This is a genomic window from Citrobacter sp. Cm038 (assembly GCF_030333105.1).
Lineage (GTDB): Bacteria > Pseudomonadota > Gammaproteobacteria > Enterobacterales > Enterobacteriaceae > Citrobacter > Citrobacter murliniae.
This window is the reverse complement of the sequence record NZ_JAOWGO010000016.1, coordinates 850,244-872,730: the sequence shown is the minus strand read 5'-3', so window position 1 is coordinate 872,730 and position 22,487 is coordinate 850,244. Positions and strand designations below refer to the sequence as shown.

At 48.3% G+C, this 22,487-nt stretch carries 21 protein-coding genes, 2 tRNA genes and 2 other RNA genes; 12 read left to right on the top strand and 13 right to left on the bottom strand.

Annotation, left to right across the window (positions count from 1 at the left end; all coding sequences use genetic code 11):
* Positions 1 to 5 precede the first annotated feature (5 nt).
* Entirely contained in the window at positions 6 to 407 is a 402-nt protein-coding gene (yciA, locus tag OGY01_RS06540; protein WP_048221371.1) for an acyl-CoA thioester hydrolase YciA, read from the top strand.
* A 41-nt stretch (positions 408 to 448) separates the two neighbouring features.
* Here yciA and tonB read toward each other — a convergent pair whose 3' ends face one another.
* Complete coding sequence (tonB, locus tag OGY01_RS06535) at positions 449 to 1,165, bottom strand: TonB system transport protein TonB (protein WP_048222668.1); 717 nt, start codon at positions 1,163 to 1,165, stop codon at positions 449 to 451.
* A gap of 224 nt (positions 1,166 to 1,389) precedes the next feature.
* Between tonB and OGY01_RS06530 the strand changes: the two genes are divergently transcribed.
* Positions 1,390 to 1,686, top strand: coding sequence for a YciI family protein (locus tag OGY01_RS06530; protein ID WP_003020675.1), 297 nt, complete (start codon positions 1,390 to 1,392; stop codon positions 1,684 to 1,686).
* 55 nt (positions 1,687 to 1,741) lie between these two features.
* Here OGY01_RS06530 and OGY01_RS06525 read toward each other — a convergent pair whose 3' ends face one another.
* On the bottom strand, positions 1,742 to 1,915 hold the full coding sequence (locus OGY01_RS06525; protein ID WP_135322069.1) for a YciY family protein: 174 nt from the start codon (positions 1,913 to 1,915) through the stop codon (positions 1,742 to 1,744).
* 142 nt (positions 1,916 to 2,057) lie between these two features.
* Between OGY01_RS06525 and cls the strand changes: the two genes are divergently transcribed.
* Both cls and OGY01_RS06515 read left to right on the top strand, forming a co-directional pair.
* On the top strand, positions 2,058 to 3,518 hold the full coding sequence (cls, locus tag OGY01_RS06520; RefSeq protein WP_045443598.1) for a cardiolipin synthase: 1,461 nt from the start codon (positions 2,058 to 2,060) through the stop codon (positions 3,516 to 3,518).
* 34 nt (positions 3,519 to 3,552) lie between these two features.
* Positions 3,553 to 3,882, top strand: coding sequence for an HI1450 family dsDNA-mimic protein (locus OGY01_RS06515; protein WP_003020691.1), 330 nt, complete (start codon positions 3,553 to 3,555; stop codon positions 3,880 to 3,882).
* Positions 3,883 to 3,917: 35 nt separating this feature from the next.
* On the opposite strand, the gene OGY01_RS06510 is transcribed toward OGY01_RS06515, so the two are convergent.
* The 7 genes from OGY01_RS06510 to ychE form a co-directional block, all read right to left on the bottom strand.
* Positions 3,918 to 4,754, bottom strand: coding sequence for an ion transporter (locus OGY01_RS06510; RefSeq protein WP_048221370.1), 837 nt, complete (start codon positions 4,752 to 4,754; stop codon positions 3,918 to 3,920).
* A 46-nt stretch (positions 4,755 to 4,800) separates the two neighbouring features.
* Positions 4,801 to 5,805, bottom strand: coding sequence for a murein tripeptide/oligopeptide ABC transporter ATP-binding protein OppF (gene oppF, locus OGY01_RS06505; protein WP_045443601.1), 1,005 nt, complete (start codon positions 5,803 to 5,805; stop codon positions 4,801 to 4,803).
* Positions 5,802 to 6,815, bottom strand: a complete 1,014-nt coding sequence (gene oppD, locus OGY01_RS06500; protein WP_048221369.1) for a murein tripeptide/oligopeptide ABC transporter ATP-binding protein OppD — start codon at positions 6,813 to 6,815, stop codon at positions 5,802 to 5,804. Before oppD ends, oppF begins: the two co-directional genes overlap by 4 nt.
* 11 nt (positions 6,816 to 6,826) lie before the next feature.
* Positions 6,827 to 7,735 carry an oligopeptide ABC transporter permease OppC gene (gene oppC, locus OGY01_RS06495; RefSeq protein WP_045443607.1) on the bottom strand — a complete coding sequence of 303 codons (909 nt, stop codon included), beginning with the start codon at positions 7,733 to 7,735 and terminating at the stop codon, positions 6,827 to 6,829.
* A 14-nt stretch (positions 7,736 to 7,749) separates the two neighbouring features.
* Entirely contained in the window at positions 7,750 to 8,670 is a 921-nt protein-coding gene (oppB, locus tag OGY01_RS06490) for an oligopeptide ABC transporter permease OppB (RefSeq protein WP_005126405.1), read from the bottom strand.
* A gap of 123 nt (positions 8,671 to 8,793) precedes the next feature.
* A complete protein-coding gene (oppA, locus tag OGY01_RS06485; RefSeq protein ID WP_048221368.1) occupies positions 8,794 to 10,425 on the bottom strand; it encodes an oligopeptide ABC transporter substrate-binding protein OppA in 1,632 nt (543 codons plus the stop codon).
* 773 nt (positions 10,426 to 11,198) lie between these two features.
* Positions 11,199 to 11,846: an NAAT family transporter YchE gene (ychE, locus tag OGY01_RS06480; protein WP_003020714.1), complete on the bottom strand. Its 648-nt coding sequence runs from the start codon at positions 11,844 to 11,846 to the stop codon at positions 11,199 to 11,201.
* Between the two features lie 487 nt (positions 11,847 to 12,333).
* On the opposite strand from ychE, the gene adhE reads away from it, so the two are divergent.
* Positions 12,334 to 15,012: a bifunctional acetaldehyde-CoA/alcohol dehydrogenase gene (gene adhE, locus OGY01_RS06475; RefSeq protein WP_045443611.1), complete on the top strand. Its 2,679-nt coding sequence runs from the start codon at positions 12,334 to 12,336 to the stop codon at positions 15,010 to 15,012.
* A gap of 226 nt (positions 15,013 to 15,238) precedes the next feature.
* Here the strand turns inward: adhE and tdk are convergent, their stop codons facing one another.
* The gene (tdk, locus tag OGY01_RS06470; RefSeq protein ID WP_286492826.1) at positions 15,239 to 15,856 is read right to left on the bottom strand and encodes a thymidine kinase; all 618 of its coding nucleotides are present in this window, start codon (positions 15,854 to 15,856) and stop codon (positions 15,239 to 15,241) included.
* A 644-nt stretch (positions 15,857 to 16,500) separates the two neighbouring features.
* On the opposite strand from tdk, the gene hns reads away from it, so the two are divergent.
* Positions 16,501 to 16,914, top strand: a complete 414-nt coding sequence (gene hns / locus OGY01_RS06465) for a histone-like nucleoid-structuring protein H-NS (protein ID WP_006684280.1) — start codon at positions 16,501 to 16,503, stop codon at positions 16,912 to 16,914.
* 139 nt (positions 16,915 to 17,053) lie between these two features.
* On the opposite strand, the gene galU is transcribed toward hns, so the two are convergent.
* From galU to rssA, 3 genes are all read right to left on the bottom strand, one after another.
* Positions 17,054 to 17,962: a UTP--glucose-1-phosphate uridylyltransferase GalU gene (gene galU, locus OGY01_RS06460; RefSeq protein ID WP_045443617.1), complete on the bottom strand. Its 909-nt coding sequence runs from the start codon at positions 17,960 to 17,962 to the stop codon at positions 17,054 to 17,056.
* 204 nt (positions 17,963 to 18,166) lie between these two features.
* Positions 18,167 to 19,180: a two-component system response regulator RssB gene (rssB, locus tag OGY01_RS06455; protein ID WP_045443620.1), complete on the bottom strand. Its 1,014-nt coding sequence runs from the start codon at positions 19,178 to 19,180 to the stop codon at positions 18,167 to 18,169.
* Between the two features lie 90 nt (positions 19,181 to 19,270).
* Positions 19,271 to 20,176 carry a patatin-like phospholipase RssA gene (gene rssA, locus OGY01_RS06450; RefSeq protein WP_045443623.1) on the bottom strand — a complete coding sequence of 302 codons (906 nt, stop codon included), beginning with the start codon at positions 20,174 to 20,176 and terminating at the stop codon, positions 19,271 to 19,273.
* 111 nt (positions 20,177 to 20,287) lie between these two features.
* Between rssA and OGY01_RS06445 the strand changes: the two genes are divergently transcribed.
* From OGY01_RS06445 to OGY01_RS06420, 6 genes are all read left to right on the top strand, one after another.
* The gene (locus tag OGY01_RS06445; RefSeq protein ID WP_045443627.1) at positions 20,288 to 20,743 is read left to right on the top strand and encodes a YchJ family protein; all 456 of its coding nucleotides are present in this window, start codon (positions 20,288 to 20,290) and stop codon (positions 20,741 to 20,743) included.
* A gap of 56 nt (positions 20,744 to 20,799) precedes the next feature.
* Positions 20,800 to 21,642 carry a formyltetrahydrofolate deformylase gene (gene purU / locus OGY01_RS06440; RefSeq protein WP_045443630.1) on the top strand — a complete coding sequence of 281 codons (843 nt, stop codon included), beginning with the start codon at positions 20,800 to 20,802 and terminating at the stop codon, positions 21,640 to 21,642.
* A 156-nt stretch (positions 21,643 to 21,798) separates the two neighbouring features.
* Positions 21,799 to 21,883, top strand: a tRNA-Tyr gene (locus OGY01_RS06435).
* A gap of 35 nt (positions 21,884 to 21,918) precedes the next feature.
* Positions 21,919 to 22,003 (top strand) — tRNA-Tyr (locus OGY01_RS06430).
* A gap of 44 nt (positions 22,004 to 22,047) precedes the next feature.
* Positions 22,048 to 22,178: non-coding RNA, RtT sRNA (locus OGY01_RS06425), on the top strand.
* A 44-nt stretch (positions 22,179 to 22,222) separates the two neighbouring features.
* Positions 22,223 to 22,353: non-coding RNA, RtT sRNA (locus tag OGY01_RS06420), on the top strand.
* Positions 22,354 to 22,487 lie beyond the last annotated feature (134 nt).

The following is a 22,487-nucleotide window of genomic DNA, read 5'->3' as shown; positions in this document are numbered from 1 at the left end:
CTACAATGACAACAACGAATAACACCCCTCAGGGTGAACTGGTTTTACGCACTCTGGCCATGCCTGCTGATACAAATGCTAACGGCGATATTTTTGGCGGCTGGCTGATGTCACAGATGGATATTGGTGGCGCTATTCAGGCCAAAGAGATCGCACATGGCCGTGTGGTGACGGTGCGAGTTGAAGGAATGAGTTTTTTGCGCCCGGTTGCCGTGGGTGATGTAGTCTGCTGCTATGCACGTTGCGTGAAACGCGGCACTACTTCGATCAGCATTAATATTGAAGTCTGGGTAAAGAAAGTGGCGTCAGAGCCTATCGGTCAGCGCTATAAGGCTACTGAAGCCCTGTTTATCTACGTCGCGGTTGATAAAGACGGCAAGCCTCGTCCGATACCGGTTCAGGCGTAATACAAAAAAGCCTCCAATGGAGGCTTTTTTGTTTGTTTTTCTTACTCTATTTGCGTGGTGCCATTCATTCGGAAGACAATGTTCACCACCAGGCCAGATCCAGGTTTTCCTGCCTCATAGCGCCATCTGCGCATCGCATTCTTCACTTCACGCTCAAACATATTGGCAGGCTGTGCGGAAAGTACTTCCACATTCTCCACCCGACCATCTGATGTGACGTCAAATTTAACTTTTACGCGGCCTTCAATACGCAGGGCCTGCGCACGCGGCGGATACTGCGGTTGATTACGGCTCAACGCACGCGGACCAGCGGGTACGCTCACTGCAGGTTTACTGGTTGCCGACGCGGTACTGGTAGTCGGACGAGCAGGCGCGGTATTTTCAAACAGCGAAGCCGTACGTGGTTCAGCCGGTTTAACGTCACGCTTCGGCTGTTCTTGTACCTTTTTCACCGGTTTTGGTTTCGGTTTTGGTTTAGGCTTCGGTTTCTCAATCACTACCGGCGCCTCTTTCGGTGGCTCCGGGATTGGCTCAGGTTCCGGTTCAGGCTCCACGACAGGTTCCGGCGGCGGCTGAACTACCTGAGGTGGTTCGAGATCGGCGGGCGCAACCATTGTGATGGAGATTGGCTGCGCAGGCGCAGGCAGTTCAATAACCTGATGTACCGAGGTATACAGCAGACCTGCCACTACAGCACCGTGAATGCCGACGGAAAGTAACGTCGGCCAGGGAAAGCGACGAGGTAAATCAAGGGTCATTGAAGTCATAATCGTTTCAGTTAAAAAACCAGGCCCTGATTTTAAATGCAAATAGCAATCATATTCAATAAGGCCAGTGAAGTAAGCGACATTTAAAACGCAATTTCATGTAAATAAACCATCATTATAATGTGGTCTTAACAAATCGGTTATCTTTACGTTGCAGTTACCAGACCTTTCCAATAACGTAATTAACGACTTTTACCGATTAAGGAGCTCTTCCCGTGCTGTACGTTATTTATGCTCAAGATATCGCCGACTCTCTCGAAAAACGTCTTTCCGTGCGTCCAGCTCATCTGGCTCGTCTACAGCTTCTCCATGACGAAGGTCGTCTTCTGACCGCAGGCCCAATGCCGGCAGTTGACAGCAACGATCCGGGAGCTGCGGGATTTACGGGTTCAACAGTGATTGCCGAATTTGAATCTTTAGAAGCAGCACAAGCGTGGGCTGAAGCGGACCCGTACGTAGCAGCAGGTGTCTATGCGCAGGTCTCAGTGAAGCCGTACAAAAAAGTATTTTGATTTAGAAAGAAAGCGATAGAAATACATTGGGCACCACTGGGGTGCCCTTTTTCGATCAGATTCCGTGGATCGCAAACAGTAACGAGTTACGTTGATGGTTGAGAATACACTTTCTGATGGTATGGATACGCATATTACGACGCGATTGTCCTTCAAGCCAACGCGCTTTACGGCGGCTGGCCTGACGCTGCATCCGCCAGCGCCCCACTTCCGTTCTACTACGCTTCATGTTAACTACTCTTCCAGTCACAGAGTGGGCATTATACCGCCAGACCGAACGCAGACCAGTGGTTTTCCCGTGTTTTTATTTGCCAGATGAATCTTGATGCGTAAACTCTTAACAATACGCTTTCAAAAGGATTTTTAAATTTATGACAACCTTCTACACGGTGGTGAGTTGGCTGGTCATTCTGGGATACTGGGTACTCATTGCTGGCGTAACATTACGCATTCTGATGAAGCGACGCGCAGTACCCTCAGCAATGGCCTGGCTTTTGATCATCTATATTCTGCCATTAGTAGGGATCATTGCTTATTTGTCCTTTGGTGAACTCCACCTCGGTAAGCGCCGCGCCGAACGGGCCAGGGCGATGTGGCCTTCAACGGCCAAGTGGCTGAACGATCTCAAAGCTTGTAAGCATATTTTTGCTCAGGAGAACAGCAGCGTCGCCGCATCTTTATTTAAGCTGTGCGAACGACGTCAGGGAATTGCAGGTGTTAAGGGGAATCAGCTTCAGCTTCTCACCAGTTCTGACGACGTTATGCAGGCGCTTATCCGCGACATACAACTGGCACGGCATAATATTGAGATGGTGTTTTACATCTGGCAACCTGGCGGTATGGCCGATCAGGTCGCTGAATCATTAATGGCGGCAGCACGTCGGGGGATCCACTGTCGTTTGATGCTGGATTCCGCAGGCAGCGTGGCCTTCTTCCGTAGTCCGTGGGCCGCCATGATGCGTAACGCCGGCATCGAAGTTGTCGAGGCGCTGAAAGTTAACCTAATGCGTGTCTTTTTGCGCCGCATGGACCTGCGCCAGCACCGTAAAATGGTCATGATCGATAATTACATCGCTTATACCGGCAGCATGAACATGGTGGATCCACGTTTCTTTAAACAGGATTCAGGTGTCGGCCAATGGGTTGATCTGATGGCGAGGATGGAAGGCCCGGTAGCGACAGCCATGGGGATCGTCTACTCCTGTGACTGGGAAATTGAGACCGGTAAGCGCATTTTACCACCGCCACCTGACGTCAATATTATGCCTTTTGAGCAGGCCAGCGGGCACACAATTCACACCATTGCGTCAGGTCCAGGTTTTCCTGAAGATTTAATTCATCAGGCTTTATTGACCGCTGCGTATTCCGCACGCGAATATTTAATTATGACCACGCCCTACTTCGTCCCCAGCGACGATCTGTTGCACGCCATCTGTACGGCGGCACAGCGTGGAGTCGATGTCAGTATTATTCTTCCCCGCAAAAATGACTCAATGTTGGTTGGTTGGGCAAGCCGGGCATTTTTCACCGAGCTGCTGGCTGCTGGCGTCAAAATTTACCAGTTTGAAGGCGGCCTGTTACACACCAAGAGCGTGCTGGTCGATGGCGAGTTGAGTCTGGTCGGTACTGTGAACCTGGATATGCGTAGTCTGTGGCTGAACTTTGAAATCACGTTAGTGATTGACGATGCCGGGTTTGGTGCCGATCTTGCAGCGGTACAGGACGATTACATCTCCCGTTCCCGCCTGCTTGATGCGCGTTTATGGGTAAAACGACCACTCTGGCAGCGGATCACCGAGCGACTGTTTTACTTCTTTAGCCCGTTGCTGTAAAACGTGCCCAAGAGACGGTAAACAGGTAGTCATTATGGATATGGATTTGAACAATCGCCTGACTGAAGATGAAACGCTTGAGCAGGCTTATGATATTTTTCTCGAACTGGCAGCAGACAACCTCGATCCTGCTGACATCATTCTGTTCAATTTGCAATTTGAAGAGCGTGGCGGCGCAGAATTATTTGACCCGGCGGAAGACTGGCAGGAGCACGTCGATTTTGACCTGAATCCTGACTTTTTTGCCGAAGTAGTGATCGGTCTGGCCGATACCGAAGATGGTGAGATTAACGATATTTTCGCGCGCGTTCTGTTATGCCGCGAAAAAGATCACAAACTCTGCCACATTCTCTGGCGCGAATAATCAAACAAAAAAGCTGCTCTCGCAGCTTTTTTTATTTAATCAGGCAGTTTACTTCCACAGCGATTACAAAATTGTGCGCTGTGTTCGTGCTGGCTCTGCTGGCACTGAGAGCATTTACGTTGATTCTGGCGATGTTGAAACGCACTGCTCATATGCGTCGTAATCAACCCCGTCGGTATCGCAATCACCGAATAACCAATCAAAATAAGCACCGACGCTACCATGCGACCTAATGGCGTATGTGGAGTGATGTCGCCATACCCCACCGTCGTTACCGTCACTATTGCCCAGTAGACCGACGCATTCAGCGTAGTAAAGCCATATTTTGGCCCTTCAATAAGGTACATCAACGCGCCGAAAATAATCATCAGAATGGCAATAAATGAATAGAACAGGATCAGCTGATGACGCGCACTTTTGATGGCACTCCAGAATACGCGCAATGATGGCATAAAGCGCAGGAGTTTGAGGATACGCAGCACACGAATGGCACGCATCGCTCGCCAGGCAAAAACATAATTAAGACTGATTTCAGGCCATAGCCACATCACATACAGCGGTAATATGGTGGCCAGATCAATAATTCCCCAAAAGCTAAACACGTATTTAGCCGGATTAGCCCAGCAGCACAATCGAAGCAGGTATTCGATGGTGAAAACCAGGGTAATAAATATCTCCAGCCAAACGAAAGAACGCCATTCATCAAAAGTTAAATGGTATTGCGTCCCAACGCCTGACTCAACGAAGATAACAATGACGCTGAGCAACGCAAACAGCGCACACATGCCTTCAAAACGACGGCCTGAACGCGTGTTTAAATCGAATAATTTACGATAGAGCGCACGCCGGACAGAAGACACTAAGCCAGACACATTCACCTCACCTGAAAGAAGGGCTGACTTTTGTCAGCCCTCTCGATTATAGCGGGTCTACTTTCAGGCAGGAAACCGCATGGCGGAAACTCCCCTCAAGAACCGGCCGCGTTTTCGCACATTCAGGTCCGGCAATCGGGCAGCGCGTGCGGAACACGCAACCTGACGGAGGATTAATCGGTGACGGCAGTTCGCCTTCCAGCAACTGGATAGTCTTGTTCCTTTCCAGATCAGGGTCGGGAATTGGCACCGCCGACATCAGGGCTTTGGTGTAAGGATGCAGCGGATTATGGTACACCTCATCATAAGTGCCTAATTCCACCGCATGCCCCAGATACATCACCAGCACGCGATCGGAAATGTGTTTAACCACTGCCAAATCGTGGGCAATAAAGATTAACGACAATCCCATTTCACGCTGTAGCTGTTGCAGCAGGTTTACCACCTGCGCCTGAATTGACACGTCCAACGCGGAAACCGGTTCATCGCAAATAATCAGCTTCGGCTCAAGGATAAGTGCGCGAGCAATACCGATACGCTGGCATTGTCCGCCCGAAAACTCATGCGGGTAACGGTTAATCAGGTTTGGCAGCAAACCGACCTTCATCATCATAGCCTTCACGCGATCGCGAACTTCCTGACCAGGCAAACCAGGATGATAAGTTCGTAGCGGTTCGGCAATAATTTCGCCAATGGTCATACGCGGATTTAATGATGCCAGCGGATCCTGGAAAATCATCTGAATGTCGCTGCGTACTTCCCGCCACTCATCAGGCTTCATACCCAGCAGATCTTTACCCAGCCAGGCAACCTTGCCATCGGTGGCTTTCACCAGGCCGATAATCGCCCGCGCAAACGTCGATTTACCACAACCGGACTCACCCACTACGCCTAACGTTTCACCTTCATACAGTCGCAGGGTTACGCCATCAACTGCCTTCAGGGTTTTCGATGGCTGCCAAAACCACTGTTTACCGTCTTTGATATCGAAATGGACTTTGAGGTCGGCTATTTCGAGGAGCACTTTACGTTGTTCAGTAACCGCTGTCATACCAGTTCCTCCACCGGTTTAAAGCAGGCGCGCAGACGGCCCGGACTAAACTCTTCCAGTGGCGGAGCACTGCTACAAATTTCCATAGCATGCGGACAACGTGGCTGGAACGGACACCCTTTTGGCAAACGCAACAAGTTTGGTGGATTGCCCGGGATAGTCAGCATCTCTTCGCCTTCAGCATCCAGGCGCGGCACCGCATTGAGCAAGCCGATAGAATACGGATGAACGGGCTTATAAAAGACATCGCGCGCGCTGCCATATTCCATGGTACGCCCGGCATACATCACCAGAACCTTGTCGCAGATACCCGCGACCACGCCCAGGTCGTGGGTGATCATAATGATCGCGGTATTGAATTCACTTTTAAGCTCATTCAGTAGCGTCATTATTTGTGCCTGAACCGTCACATCCAGCGCAGTAGTCGGCTCATCAGCTATCAGTAGCTTTGGCCTACAGAGCAGCGCCATGGCAATCATCACACGCTGGCGCATCCCGCCGGAGAATTCATGCGGATACATTTTCATGCGCTTGCGTGCTTCCGGCATTTTTACCGCGTCCAGCATTCTGACGGATTCTTCAAAGGCTTCCGCTTTACTCATGCCTTTGTGTAGCATCAGAACTTCCATTAACTGCTCCCCGACCCGCATATACGGATTCAGAGAGGTCATCGGGTCCTGAAAGATCATCGAAATTTGCTCGGCACGCAGTTTGTTCAGCTCGCGCTCGGGTAAATTCAGAATTTCACGCCCGTTAAATGTTGCAGAGCCACCAATGCGGCCATTCGCCGCCAGCAATCCCATCAGGGCAAACGCCGTTTGTGATTTCCCTGAACCAGACTCTCCCACAATGCCCAGCGTTTCACCGGCACGCAGCGTGAAGTTCAAATCGTTTACCGCAGTTACGTCACCATCAGGGGTTTCAAACGTCACGCGAAGGTCTTTAACGTCCAGCAGTGCGTTAGCCTGTTGTTGCGCGAGCGGCACGGTTGAGGTTTCAATTACGCTCATGGCAGCACTCCTTAACGGTCTTTCGGATCGAGGGCATCACGCAAGCCATCGCCAATAAAGTTGAAACAGAACAAAGTGACCACCAGGAAACCTGCCGGGAACAACAGCAGCCACGGAGAGACTTCCATCGAGTTAGCGCCATCGCTTAGTAGTGCGCCCCAACTGCTTAACGGTTCCTGAGTACCTAAGCCGAGAAAGCTCAGGAAGGATTCAAACAGGATCATGCTTGGTACCAGTAGCGAAGCGTAAACCACCACCACACCCAACACGTTCGGCACAATGTGACGGATAACGATACGCACGGTCGACACCCCACCCACCTGCGCCGCTTCGATAAACTCCTTGCGCTTCAGACTCAGGGTTTGGCCACGCACGATACGTGCCATATCCAACCAGGATACCATCCCAATCGCCACAAAAATTAGCAGGATATTCTGTCCAAAGAAGGTGACCAACAAAATCACGAAGAACATAAACGGGAAGGAGTTGAGAATTTCCAGCAGACGCATCATTACAGAGTCAATTTTGCCGCCCAGATAACCCGACAGCGACCCGTACAACGTGCCCACAATCACCGCCACCAGCGCCGCAGCAATCCCAACCATCAGCGAGATACGCCCGCCAATCGCCACACGCACCAGCAGATCGCGTCCTGATGAGTCAGTACCGAAATAGTGTCCGGACTCTGTATCCGGCGCGCTGGACATCATTCCCCAGTCGGTATCGAAGTAGGTAAACTGCGACAACATAGGCGCCAGCGTTACAAAGAGCGCAATGATGACCAGCACTATCAGGCTTGCCACCGCCGCGCGGTTATGCATAAAGCGTCGACGAGCATCCTGCCAAAGGCTGCGACCTTCGACCTCCAGCTTTTCACTGAAATTCTCCAGTGTCTCGCTGTTTTTCTTACTTAACATCATAGCGAGCTCCAGTATCAGTAACGAATTTTCGGGTCGATAACGGCATACAGCACATCGACAATCGCATTAAACACGATGGTCAGCGCCCCCACCAGGATGGTCAGACTCAATACCAGCGAGTAATCGCGGTTCAGCGCGCCATTCACGAACAACTGTCCAATACCTGGTAAGCCATAAATAGTTTCAATAACCATTGAACCGGTAATAATACCGACGAATGCCGGGCCCATATAGGACAGTACGGGCAACAGCGCGGGTTTTAATGCGTGGCGGAAAATAATGCGTCGCATCGGCAGCCCTTTGGCTCGCGCAGTACGAATAAAGTTAGAGTGCAACACTTCAATCATCGAGCCGCGAGTAATACGGGCGATACTGGCGATATAAGCGAGTGATAACGCCACCATCGGCAGGATCATGAATTTCAGCGCCCCACCGTTCCAGCCTCCGCCGGGTAACCATTTCAGCGTTATCGCAAATATCATGACTAATAAGGGAGCAACAACGAAACTGGGGATCACCACCCCGGTCATCGCTACCCCCATTACCGTGTAATCCCAGCGGGTATTTTGCTTCAATGCGGCAATCACACCGGCACTCACCCCGATAACAACCGCGAGAATAAAGGCGGCAGCACCCAACTTCGCAGAAACCGGAAAGCTTGAAGCGACCAGGTCATTAACCGTGTAGTCTTTATATTTAAATGAGGGTCCAAAATCACCATGCGCCAGTTGCTTCAGGTAGCTGAAGTACTGTGTCGAGATCGGGTCATTAAGATGGTATTTAGCTTCAATATTCGCCAGAACTTCTGGCGGCAGCGCGCGCTCCCCGGTGAAAGGACTTCCCGGTGCAAGGCGCATCATAAAGAATGAAATCGTAATAAGAATAAACAGCGTCGGAATCGCTTCCAGACAGCGGCGTAATATAAATTTCAACATTGCCCGTACCTTCTGGCGTGTGCCTTTACACCTCTTTCACCCAAACGTCATGGCAAAGAGGTGTTTATAGTTCAATGAAAAAAGACACTGTGGGGCAAAAAAAGATTGCCCCACGTCTTGCCATTAATGCTTGATAATATACAAGTCTTTAACGTGGATATTATCCATCGGGTCTTTACCGGAGTATCCGCCTACCCATGGTTTCACCAGGCGGGCGTTAACATAGTAATAAACCGGTACAATCGCAGAGTCGGCATCAAGCTGCTGTTCTGCTTTCGAATACAGCTCACTACGCTGCGCTTCATCCGTAGCTTTCAGAGTATCTGCAATCAGCTTGTCAAATGCAGGGCTCTTATAGTGGACGGTGTTGTTGGAGCTGTCAGACAGCACCATATTCAGGAAAGAGGTCGGCTCGTTGTAATCCGCACACCAGCCTGCACGCGAAACATCATAGTTGCCCTGATGACGCGTATCGAGGAAGGTCTTCCACTCCTGGTTTTCCAGCTTCACGTTTGCGCCCAGATTTTTCTTCCAGATAGATGCCGCAGCGATAGCCAGTTTCTTATGCAGATCAGAGGTGTTATACAGCAGATCGAAGGTCAGTGGTTTTTCAGCAGTGAAGCCTGCTTCAGCCAGCAGTTTTTTAGCTTCTTCGTTACGTTTTTCCTGTGACCATTTGAACCACTCTGGTTCAACCAGTTTCGCGCCATCGGTATATGGCGGTGTAAAGCTATAAGCCGGTAGATCGCCCTGGTTTTTTACTTTGTTGACGATAATGTCACGATCCAGCGCCAGCTTCAGTGCGGTACGAACACGAACATCGTTGAACGGTGCTTTCTGGTTGTTAATTTCGTAATAGTAGGTACACAGATACGGATCAACGTGAACTTCGTTCGGGATCTCTTTTTTCAGCTTCTGGAATAACTCAATCGGCATGTTGTTATAGGTCATGTCGATTTCACCACTGCGATAGCGGTTAACGTCAGTGACTTCAGAGGAAATAGGCAGGTAGGTTACCTGGTTAATAACCGTTTTATCGTTGTCCCAGTAGTTGGTATTACGCTCAAGCACAATGCGTTCGTTAACTACCCAATCTTTCAGTTTGTATGACCCGTTAGAAACGATGTTAGCTGGCTGGGTCCATTTATCACCAAATTTTTCAACAACGGCTTTAGGGACTGGTGAAACGGAAGAGTGAACAAGCAGTTTATAAAAATAAGGAACTGGTTCACTAAGGGTCACTTCAAAGGTATGGTCATCAACCGCTTTTACACCGAGGTCTGTTACCGGCTTTTTACCGGCGATAATATCATCAATATTGACAATATGACCGTACTGCAAATAACTGGCATACGGTGATGCGGTATTCGGATTGGCCAGACGCTGCCAGCTATAGACGAAATCTTGTGCAGTAACAGGTGTTCCGTCAGACCATTTTGCGTCTTTACGCAGATGGAATGTCCAGACTTTAAAATCTTTATTTTCCCATTTCTCAGCCACGCCTGGTGATGGTTTGCCATCAACGTCACTGATTAATAAACCTTCGAATAAGTCACGGTTAATGTTGGATTCCGGTACACCTTCGATTTTATGTGGATCGAGTGACTGAACTTCCGAGCCATTATTACGCACCAGCGTCTGTTTTTCAGCAAGCTGAACACCAGCTGGCACAACTGCCGCCGTAGCAACATTCCCGGCTATTAGCGCAGTTAGGATCCCCGCAGCTACTAAACTTTTTTTTGTGATGTTAGACATTGTGTTTGTACTCCCTCATTATTATGGCTGGTTTTATAACCAGACTGTTAATCCTGTTAGGATTCCTGTACAGCACCGGAGATTTTCTGCCGTCAGGTGGTTTATTGTTTACTGCTCGCTATCACCGACTTTATTTATTCTGGCGATTCGTACGACCGCCTTGCGTCGATTATCTACGTACCTCCCCTGCCGGAAGCACGCTACTACTTTTGCTGTGAGAAACTAATTGAAAATTATTCTCATCAACGTGAAATCTTCTGCAAAATACCTGGCCGGAAAGTACCAAATGCGTTTCTTAACCGCCAATACATTTTACAGATTTGTTAACCAATTCTCTTTTATCGAAAATAAATCGTACTAAACAGAGTCTCAACAAAAGAGAGAGCTTGTAATAAAAACAACAAAATCAACTAGATACGTCAAATTCGCAGTAAACAACCCTGTCCGGTCTCTGCTTGACGTCAAAATGTACATAAAATTAACAATTGGTTATTAATTAGCACATTCATCTAAAATAGATGCTGAAATAACTAATAACATTTCGATAATCCTACAGCAAGCCCCAGAGTATGATGTTAATAAAATAACAATGACTCCGCAGCTCAACCGTAATGCCTTTAAAATAATTATCTTTAAAATCAATACATAATGTAAATATACGCAACCAGCCGCTTCAATCATTCCAGTGCTGGTTTTCAACTTTAGTGAGAGGTTTTACTAATAATGAAAAGAAACGGAGCTGGAATCAGCTCCGTTTGCGGTAAACAAACTCGTCAGGCAAGCAAGCCAGGGAAGATGGATTTGATCCCGGTGACAATGAATTCGATACCCAATGCCATAAGCAATAACCCCATAATTCGCGTAATGACGTTGATACCTGTTTGCCCCAGCAGGCGAACCAGCCAGGGTGCCATGCGGAAAAGTCCCCAACAACACAAGGCAAACAACGCAATTGCTACAAAGAAACCGAACAGGTTTATTGCACTGTGATAACGAGTTCCCCAGACGATGGTTGAACTTATCGCCCCCGGCCCCGCCATCAACGGCAATGCCAGCGGGACAACACCGATACTTTCACGTATGGCGGTCTCTGATTTTTCCTGTTTGTTTTGCTTATCTTCCCCGAGTTTTCCGCTGATCATCGACATCGCAATGGTGACAACCAGAATCCCACCGGCAATCCTGAACGAATCAATCGAAATACCGAAGAGTTGTAGAATACCGTCACCAAGGAACAAAGAGGTCCACAGGATGATAGCAACTGACAGGTTCGCCGTGAGGTTTGTTTTATTACGCGCCGCAGCGGTTTGGTAGCTGGTCATGCTGATGAAAACAGGGATGATCCCTACGGGGTTGACCAACGCAAATAACCCAATGAAAAATTTAAAATAAACAGGAAAATCAAATAGCGTTTGGATCACGGTTAGCTCCGAAGCGTTAGCCGGATAAAAATGAGTCATAAAAATTGATTAAAACCGCGCTGAAGATACGCCTTTTAGCAGCATAGTTCACCTTCTATCTGTGTATATGTGTGTAAACACGCTACCATTACTCAGTGTTATTAATATGTATTAAATATGATAATGTTACACCCATCCATCACATCAATTTATTAACACTTACCGATAAACGCTAAAAGGGCCTGCTGAAAGGTGTCAGCTTTGCGTAATTTTGATCCAGATCACGCAATTACTACTCAGAAGTGAGTAACCTTGCTTACGCCACCTGGAGGTAACGCGTTAGAGTTAAATGACGCTAGCGTATAAGCTCTTTTAGTAAATCAATGTAAATGGACGTTAATTAACCGTTTGATTTTCAAAACGTTACACAAATTTTCGTCGATCTGTCTATACTCTCGTATCGAGCAGATGATTTACTAAAAAAGTTTAACATTATCAGGAGAGCATTATGGCTGTTACTAATGTCGCTGAACTTAACGCACTTGTAGAGCGCGTAAAAAAAGCCCAGCGTGAATATGCCAGTTTCACTCAAGAACAAGTCGACAAAATCTTCCGCGCCGCCGCTCTGGCTGCCGCAGATGCTCGAATCCCTCTCGCGAAGATGGCCGTTGCCGAATCCGGCATGGGTATCGTCGAAGATAAAGTGATTAAAAACCACTTTGCTTCCGAATACATCTATAACGCTTATAAAGATGAAAAAACCTGTGGTGTCTTAGCTGAAGACCACACCTTCGGTACTATCACTATTGCTGAACCTATCGGCATTATCTGCGGTATCGTACCAACTACTAACCCGACTTCTACCGCTATCTTCAAATCGCTGATCAGCCTGAAGACCCGTAACGCCATCATCTTTTCTCCGCACCCACGTGCTAAAGATGCAACCAACAAAGCAGCTGATATTGTTCTGCAGGCTGCTATCGCTGCTGGTGCACCGAAAGATCTGATCGGCTGGATCGATCAACCTTCCGTTGAACTGTCTAACGCCCTGATGCATCACCCGGACATCAACCTGATCCTTGCGACCGGTGGTCCAGGCATGGTTAAAGCAGCATACAGCTCTGGTAAACCGGCAATCGGCGTAGGCGCAGGTAACACTCCTGTTGTTATCGATGAAACGGCTGATATCAAACGTGCTGTTGCATCTGTACTGATGTCCAAAACCTTCGATAACGGCGTAATCTGTGCTTCCGAGCAGTCCGTTGTGGTTGTTGATTCTGTCTATGACGCTGTTCGCGAACGTTTCGCCAGCCACGGCGGCTACATGCTGCAGGGCAAAGAGCTGAAAGCTGTTCAGGATGTTATCCTGAAAAATGGCGCGCTGAATGCTGCTATCGTTGGTCAACCGGCGTACAAAATTGCTGAGCTGGCAGGTTTCTCAGTACCGACTACCACCAAGATTCTGATTGGTGAAGTTAAAGTTGTTGATGAAAGCGAACCGTTTGCACACGAGAAACTGTCACCAACGCTGGCAATGTACCGTGCTAAAGACTTCGAAGACGCTGTTGAGAAAGCAGAAAAATTGGTTGCAATGGGCGGTATCGGTCACACCTCGTGCCTGTACACTGACCAGGACAACCAGCCAGAACGCGTTGCTCACTTCGGTCAGATGATGAAAACCGCGCGTATCCTGATTAACACCCCTGCTTCTCAGGGTGGTATCGGTGACCTGTACAACTTTAAACTCGCGCCTTCCCTGACTCTGGGTTGTGGTTCCTGGGGTGGTAACTCCATCTCTGAAAACGTTGGTCCTAAGCACCTGATCAACAAGAAAACCGTTGCTAAGCGAGCTGAAAACATGTTGTGGCACAAACTTCCGAAATCTATCTACTTCCGTCGTGGCTCACTGCCAATCGCACTGGATGAAGTGATTACCGATGGTCACAAACGTGCTCTGATCGTGACCGACCGCTTCCTGTTCAACAACGGTTACGCTGATCAGATCACCTCCGTTCTGAAAGCTGCTGGCGTTGAAACTGAAGTGTTCTTTGAAGTTGAAGCTGACCCGACTCTGACCGTTGTTCGCAAAGGCGCTGAGCTGGCTAACTCCTTCAAACCAGACGTTATCATTGCGCTGGGTGGTGGTTCCCCGATGGACGCCGCGAAGATCATGTGGGTAATGTACGAACATCCGGAAACCCACTTCGAAGAACTGGCGCTGCGCTTTATGGATATTCGTAAACGTATCTACAAGTTCCCGAAAATGGGTGTGAAAGCGAAAATGATCGCTGTCACTACCACTTCCGGTACGGGTTCTGAAGTAACGCCGTTTGCGGTTGTTACCGACGATGCAACCGGTCAGAAATATCCGCTGGCAGATTACGCTCTGACCCCGGATATGGCGATTGTCGACGCCAACCTGGTGATGGATATGCCGAAGTCTCTGTGTGCTTTCGGTGGTCTGGATGCTGTAACTCACGCTCTGGAAGCTTACGTTTCCGTGCTGGCTTCTGAATTCTCCGATGGCCAGGCTCTGCAAGCGCTGAAACTGCTGAAAGAAAACCTGCCAGCGTCCTACCATGAAGGTTCTAAGAACCCGGTAGCACGTGAACGTGTACACAGTGCAGCGACTATTGCCGGTATCGCGTTTGCTAACGCCTTCCTGGGCGTATGTCACTCAATGGCGCACAAATTGGGTTCTCAGTTCCACATTCCTCACGGTCTGGCGAACGCCCTGTTGATCAGCAACGTTATCCGCTATAACGCGAACGACAACCCAACTAAGCAGACTGCATTCAGCCAATACGACCGCCCTCAGGCACGTCGTCGCTACGCTGAAATCGCAGATCATCTGGGTCTGAGTGCTCCGGGCGACCGTACGGCAGCAAAAATCCAGAAACTGCTGGCATGGCTGGAAGAAATCAAAGCTGAGCTGGGTATTCCTAAGTCTATCCGTGAAGCTGGCGTTCAGGAAGCTGACTTCCTGGCACACGTTGACAAACTGTCTGAAGATGCGTTTGATGACCAGTGTACCGGTGCTAACCCGCGTTATCCGCTGATTTCTGAACTGAAACAGATCCTGATGGATACTTACTACGGTCGTGAATACAACGAAGGTGAAACTGTCGCTAAAACAGAAGTAACTGCTGCGCCAAAAGCTGAGAAAAAAGCGAAAAAATCCGCTTAATTCCCACGCATAAGTTTTAGCATCACCATAAACGGTCCCGATGGGACCGTTTTTTTTCGTCTGAATCTTACAAATTCAAACGGTTCTGGCATCAGACATTGTAGGTCAATGGCACTAACAGAAAATCGTACATAGAAGGCAAGAACGGCGTCAGAAGAGAGAGTATGGTCAGGGTAGACCAATAGACCTACCCAGGGTGTATCAGCGCTTATGAGCGTTTGAGGGATTAATTGTGGTTGTGTCGTTCCTGAATGGCCGTTAAAGAGCCTTCAGACTGCGCTTCTTTATAATGCTTGCGGCATACCGATACATAACGCTCATTCCCGCCTATTACGACCTGCTCGCCCTCATTAAAAGGTCGCCCAGCCTGATCAAGTCGTAATACCATGCTCGCCTTGCGGCCACAGAAGCAAATGGTCTTTAATTCAACCAGCTTATCTGACCATGCGAGCAGGTATTCGCTGCCACAAAATAATTCACCACGAAAATCGGTGCGTAAACCGTAACATAAAACAGGAATATCGAGCTGATCGACAACCTCTGATAATTCATAAACCTGTTGTCGTGTCAAAAACTGAGACTCGTCCACCAGCACACAATGTATTCTTTGCTGCGCATTCTCCGCACGAATCTCTTCGAACAATGATGAATTTTGGTTAAACAATTTTGCAGGTGACGACAGTCCTATACGTGAACTTACTTTTCCCGCACCAAAGCGATCATCAATTTCCGCTGTATATACAACAGCACGCATACCGCGTTCCTGATAATTGTACGAAGATTGCAGCAATGCAGTCGACTTACCTGCATTCATTGCAGAATAGTAAAAATATAGCTGTGCCATTGACCGTAAGCCCTCACCTGGGGAAATAAATATGCGCAGGATTGTAGCATAACTCGCAAACTTGTCGGTGTTCGTCGTCACCAGAAGGTATAAAAGAGCGGACACTCATCACCCTCCTCCCCCTAAATAATGTGGGTACAGTAAGTGTTCGCGGGAGCATTCTTAAGTGTGTAATGGTGTAAATGCGCACAACCAAAGTGCAAGTGACATGAAGTATGACGAGTATATACACACTCTTTCACAAATAGTGCTAACAAAATTCATCAATGCTACTTATCGTCACAGATCAATAAAGAACCCTTGCTCTTATTGTTATTGCCTCTCGCTGTGACAACCTCGTAATAGCGAATTTCCGTAAGCAAAACTAATACAAAAGGTTGAAATTGCTGCAAAGAGATACTATTACAACACGGTAAAAATGTGACCTGAATCCTGAATTTTTACTCTCCCCTGATGAGAAGCCCCCTCACCAATAAGCCTTTTTTATGCCGTTCATCAGGTAAAATTTAAGACTGGAGAATAAATAATGATACTAAATAAAGCGCAATTTTGAATTCCTTACATTCCTGGCTATTGCACAACTGAATTTATAGCTCTATTATTAGCTCAACAAACCACCCCAATATAAGTTTGAGATTACTAAAATGAGCGAAGCACTTAAAATTCTGAACAACATCCGTACTCTTCGTGCGCAGGCAAGAGAATGTACTCTGGAAACGCTTGAAGAAATGCTGGAAAAATTAGAAGTTGTCGTTAGCGAGCGTCGCGAAGAAGAAAGCGCTGCCGCTGCTGAAGTTGAAGAGCGTACTCGTAAACTGCAACAATATCGTGAAATGCTGATTGCTGACGGTATTGACCCTAACGAACTGCTGAATAGCATGGCTGCTGTTAAATCTGGCACCAAAGCTAAGCGCGCAGCACGTCCGGCTAAATATAGCTATGTAGACGAAAATGGTGAAACCAAAACCTGGACTGGTCAGGGTCGTACACCGGCTGTGATCAAGAAAGCAATGGAAGAACAAGGTAAACAACTGGACGATTTCCTGATCAAGGATTAATTCAGAATTAGTTTGCTTAAAATCCCGCCTGTGGCGGGATTTTTTTTATCTGTACTTCGTACAACCCCCCACCCGGATTAGGTATAAAAAAACGGCGCTGGATTAACAGCGCCGTTTCGTCCTGATTAATACCGGACTGTTACTTCTTAATACCCATCTCGTCTTCGAGCCAGGCTTTAAATTCAGCGCCAAGCGTATTATGGCGAATACCATATTCAACGAACGCCTGCATATAACCTAGCTTATTACCACAGTCATGGCTTTTGCCCTTCATATGGTAGGCTTCAACTGTTTCTTTTTCAATCAGCATATCGATGGCATCGGTCAACTGAATTTCATCACCGGCTCCCGGAGGTGTTTTTGCCAGCAGAGGCCAGATATCTGCGCTGAGAACATAACGTCCGACAACAGCAAGATTAGAAGGTGCAACATCGGCTTTTGGTTTTTCAACTACACCAACCATCGGTACGCTTTCACCCGGTGTTAATTCAACGCCTTTACAATCAACAACACCGTAAGCCGTCACATCCGCTACAGGTTCCACCATAATCTGACTGCTTCCAGTTTCATCGAAACGGTGGATCATTTCAGCGAGGTTATCGCGGGATAAATCAGATTCGTATTCATCAAGAATAACGTCTGGCAGAATGACCGCAACGGGTTCATCGCCAACAACCGGATGCGCGCACAATACCGCGTGACCCAGACCTTTAGCCAGCCCTTGACGAACTTGCATAATAGTCACGTGTGGCGGGCAAATAGATTGAACCTCTTCGAGAAGCTGACGTTTTACACGTTTTTCCAGCATAGCTTCAAGTTCAAAGCTTGTATCGAAGTGGTTTTCAATTGAATTTTTAGACGAATGAGTCACCAGCACAATTTCAGTGATACCCGCAGCAATACATTCGTTTACGACGTACTGAATTAATGGCTTATCAACCAGTGGAAGCATCTCTTTCGGGATTGCTTTCGTAGCCGGTAGCATCCTGGTTCCTAATCCCGCTACCGGGATAACGGCCTTTTTGACTTTTGAATTTAGGGCAGCCATTTAAAACTCTCCTGGACTGTTCATGTATTGAACGTGTTCATTAATCTGTATCGCATCCGAGTATATCAGTACCGCGACAAGCATCAGGTCTGAAAAGGACGCGGGTCGGAATAATTAAGACAATTACCAATAAATCTGGCGCTGATAGTAGCACTCACGCAGACAAGGAGGTGAAGTAATTTTATTCTCCTCCTATTCGATTGTTCATTCCGCAGACAACATCAGACGCAGGCGTCCTCCAGCCCCCCAAATTTGGCACTGCCAGGACTCACAGCGTTGACTTAGCTGGTTAAGATAAGTATTACCTAATGTCCCCAGGGGAACACCATTACTGATTTGTACGTGATGTGAGCCTGTATTTAATGTCGCATTCAGACCCGCGGATACCAGTATCAGATTTTTTAATCCACTATGATAATACCCCACCAGCAACGGAAACTGACCCGGTAAGTTGGCCTGTCGCAGCAGATGGTTAACCTGTTTCAATAATGTTCCCAGTTCCGGCAACCGTTGATTTTGATGTGCCAGTTGTTCCTGCAGCAGTCCATTAAACAATGCACGCAATAACAGTGCGGCCAAAACACCATTGTCCCCCGCTCGAGTCACATCCAGACAATAGAAAGCGAGGTCGTGGTCTGACAGCGGCGCGATATCAAGCACCAACCCCGGTTGGTCGGCGGCAACCAGTTGTCGATAATTAATTCGACATTGAGAGATAACTTGCTGAACCGGAGGCTGTAACTCCTGCAGCAGTTTTGCAGCCGCCGCAGGGTCATCTACCATTGCATCCCAGTCACGGAACAACCGCTCCTCTTCTTCTACACGCGAGTTAAACATGTTGGGATAGAGACACGCAAAGACCGTTTCACGCAGGCGGTTGAGGTCCTTTACTGGCTTTAGCAGTACATCGTCCACTCCGAGTCGCAGCGCTTTGGCAATATCAGCCATATTTTCTGTTGCAGAGATAACCAGAATCGGCGTTTGATCGCCGCGATTACGCAAATATTCGACCAGTTTAAGACCGTTCATTCTCGGCATAGCAAGATCGCAGATCATCAAATCAGGTGTGAAGTGTCCAAGTAACTCCAGCGCATCAAGCCCATCGCCTGCTACAGCCGTTGTCGCTCCCAAAGAGGAAAACCATGAATCCAGAAGCGAGCGAAATACAGGCTCATCTTCAACAATAAGAATCTGTTTTCCGACCAATGGCTGCGTCATATTCTCCCCCCTGACTGGCTTTAATAAATAGTGGCATGCTATTGCTACTCACGCCTGTCAGAATTTACTTAAGTGTTGATAAAAAATGCGTTAAACGTTGGTCTTCACCAGGGGCAAAAGTTCATCCATTTTCTTCTCTACCGCTAACTGCCCGGCAGCAATCGCGGCGCTTGCGCGGTGAAAATCCAGCGTGGATATTTGCGGACAAAATGGCTGAATAAGGATATCTGGCGGATCACCGGCCATGCGGTTGCGTTTAAGACGGTTTTCCAGAACCTGAATTGAGGTCGTCATGATCTCCATCGCCGTCGGCGCGGTTACTGCACGTCGCGCAGTAATATTACTCAACCGCTCTTTCAGGCGAGCATGCCACGAAAGCTCATCATCACTCGATTCTGTATCATTGCTGACGTTGAAGGAGAGCAGATCTTGTTGCATGAGATGCGCATCATGTTGCAGATCGACTGCAATGACGATATCAGCGCCCATCGCTCGCGTGAGAGAGACTGGCACGGGGTTAACTACTGCGCCATCAACCAACCAGTAGCCATTATGTGCAACCGGAGACATCAGGCCAGGAATACTGCAGGAGGCTCGGACTGCAAGGTGCAAGTCACCTTCCGTAAACCATAGCTCCCGGCCAGTACTCAAATTAGTCGCAACAGTTGCAAAACGGCGAGAGCATTGTTCGATGGCTTCCACCGGCATGACATTACGATACTGGTTAAATACCCGTTCACCGCGCAGTAATCCCCCCCTGCGCCACGAGAGATCCATCAGACGTAACACATCCCAGTAGCTAAATGAGCAGACCCACTGCTCAAGGGCGGGTAATTTGTTGCAAGCGTAGGCGGCCCCGACCAGCGAACCGATGGAACACCCTGCCACAATATCAATATCAATGCCCATGTGTTTAAGGGCCTTAATCACACCGATGTGCGACCAGCCTCGTGCTGCGCCGGAACCTAGCGCCAGCCCAATTTTAATTTTTCTCATTGTACCTACAGACTTCCCCTGGCTTGCAGACGTAGCAACATCGCCACGGCTCAGTTAACATAGTGCCACCGTGGCGTTTTTACGCCGTTTTTTTATTCCAGGGAGTAATTTGTGTCTCAGCTTTGTCCCTGTGGTAGCGCTGTCGAGTATAGCCTATGTTGCTACCGTTATGTGTCCGGCGCGCAAGTAGCACCTACGCCGTCACACCTCATGCGTTCTCGTTACTGTGCTTTTGTGATGAAAGACGCAGATTACCTGATTAAAACCTGGCACCCGGACTGTAATGCAGCCGCTTATCGGGATGATATTATCGCAGGGTTTGCCCATACCGAATGGCTCGGACTGACCATTTTTGAACAGGCGACGTCAGACACAGACAATGTCGGATATGTCAGCTTCGTTGCGCGTTTTTCTGAACAGGGGAAAACAGGCGCAATTATCGAGCGATCTCGTTTTTTAAAGGAAAACGGCCAGTGGTATTATATTGATGGTACGCGCCCTCAACCAGGCCGAAACGACCCCTGCCCTTGCGGGTCAGGTAAAAAATTTAAAAAGTGCTGCGGCTAACCAATGCCCGACAGCGCATCAATGATGCAAACATTCTCAACAGGATTACCCCGGCAATGCATTCACAACAACGTAAAGTTCTTCGCACTATCTGTCCCGATCAGAAAGGTTTGATCGCACGGATCACCAATATTTGTTACAAGCATGAACTGAACATCGTGCAAAACAATGAATTTGTTGACCATCGCACCGGGCGCTTTTTTATGCGCACGGAACTGGAAGGTATTTTTAATGACGTCACGCTACTGACCGATCTGGACAGCGCCTTACCAGAAGGTTCAATTCGCGAACTAACGCCGGCAGGACGTCGCCGCATCGTTATATTGGTCACCAAGGAAGCACATTGTTTGGGTGACCTGTTAATGAAAGCCAATTATGGCGGACTCGATGTTGAAATTGCTGCGGTTATTGGCAACCACGATACGCTGCGTTCTCTGGTTGAGCGTTTTGATATTCCCTTTGAGCTGGTCAGCCACGAAGGATTAACACGCGAAGAACACGATCAGAAAATGGCCGATGCCATCGACGCACATCAGCCCGATTATGTTGTATTGGCGAAATATATGCGTGTTTTGACCCCAGAATTTGTTTCACGCTTTCCGAATAAGATCATTAATATTCACCACTCGTTCCTGCCAGCCTTTATTGGTGCACGTCCGTACCATCAGGCTTATGAGCGCGGTGTTAAAATTATCGGTGCAACGGCTCACTATGTGAATGATAACCTCGATGAAGGTCCAATTATTATGCAGGACGTGATTCATGTGGATCACACCTATACCGCAGAAGATATGATGCGTGCGGGCCGCGACGTAGAAAAAAATGTTTTAAGCCGGGCCTTGTATCAGGTTCTGGCCCAGCGAGTCTTTGTCTACGGTAACCGAACGATTATTCTGTAATCGATTGATAATTAAATTGGTTACCTTTACATCTTTACGCGTAAAAATCAGGCAACCAGTTCTTTTTTATCAACGGAATACTTTACAGCGGCGCGTCATTTGATATGATGCGCCCCGCTTCCCACCGGAAGCAGGCCAGTACAAGCATTACCCCGTGGTGGGGTTCCCGAGCGGCCAAAGGGAGCAGACTGTAAATCTGCCGTCATCGACTTCGAAGGTTCGAATCCTTCCCCCACCACCATTTCAAAGTATCGTCCTACAATTTGAATTACCCCTGGTGGGGTTCCCGAGCGGCCAAAGGGAGCAGACTGTAAATCTGCCGTCATCGACTTCGAAGGTTCGAATCCTTCCCCCACCACCATCACTTCCCTGAAGCACAATAACCAACTCAAAAACTACTGCTTAATGTTCTGCCCTTGGGGAAGGACGAGAATCTTCGACTAAGGTTCGATTCGAGCGTAGCGAGAAAGCGTTGTCGCAGGCAACGACCCGAAGGGCGAAGCGCGCAGCGCTGAGTAATCCTTCCCCCACCACCATCACTTCCCTGAAGCACAATAACCAACTCAAAAACTGCTGCTTAATGTTCTGCCCTTGGGGAAGGACGAGAATCTTCGACTAAGATTCGATTCGTGCGTAGCGAGAAAGCGTTGCCGCAGGCAACGACCCGAAGGGCGAAGCGCGCAGCGCTGAGTAATCCTTCCCCCACCACCATCACTTCCCTGTAGCATTTAAACCCAATCAAATCACAATCCCCTATATTCTGCCCATGCGGGAAGGATGAGAAGCTTCGATTCGAGCACACCATTTGCCTGATGCACGATGCTTATCAGACTTACAAAAAACGC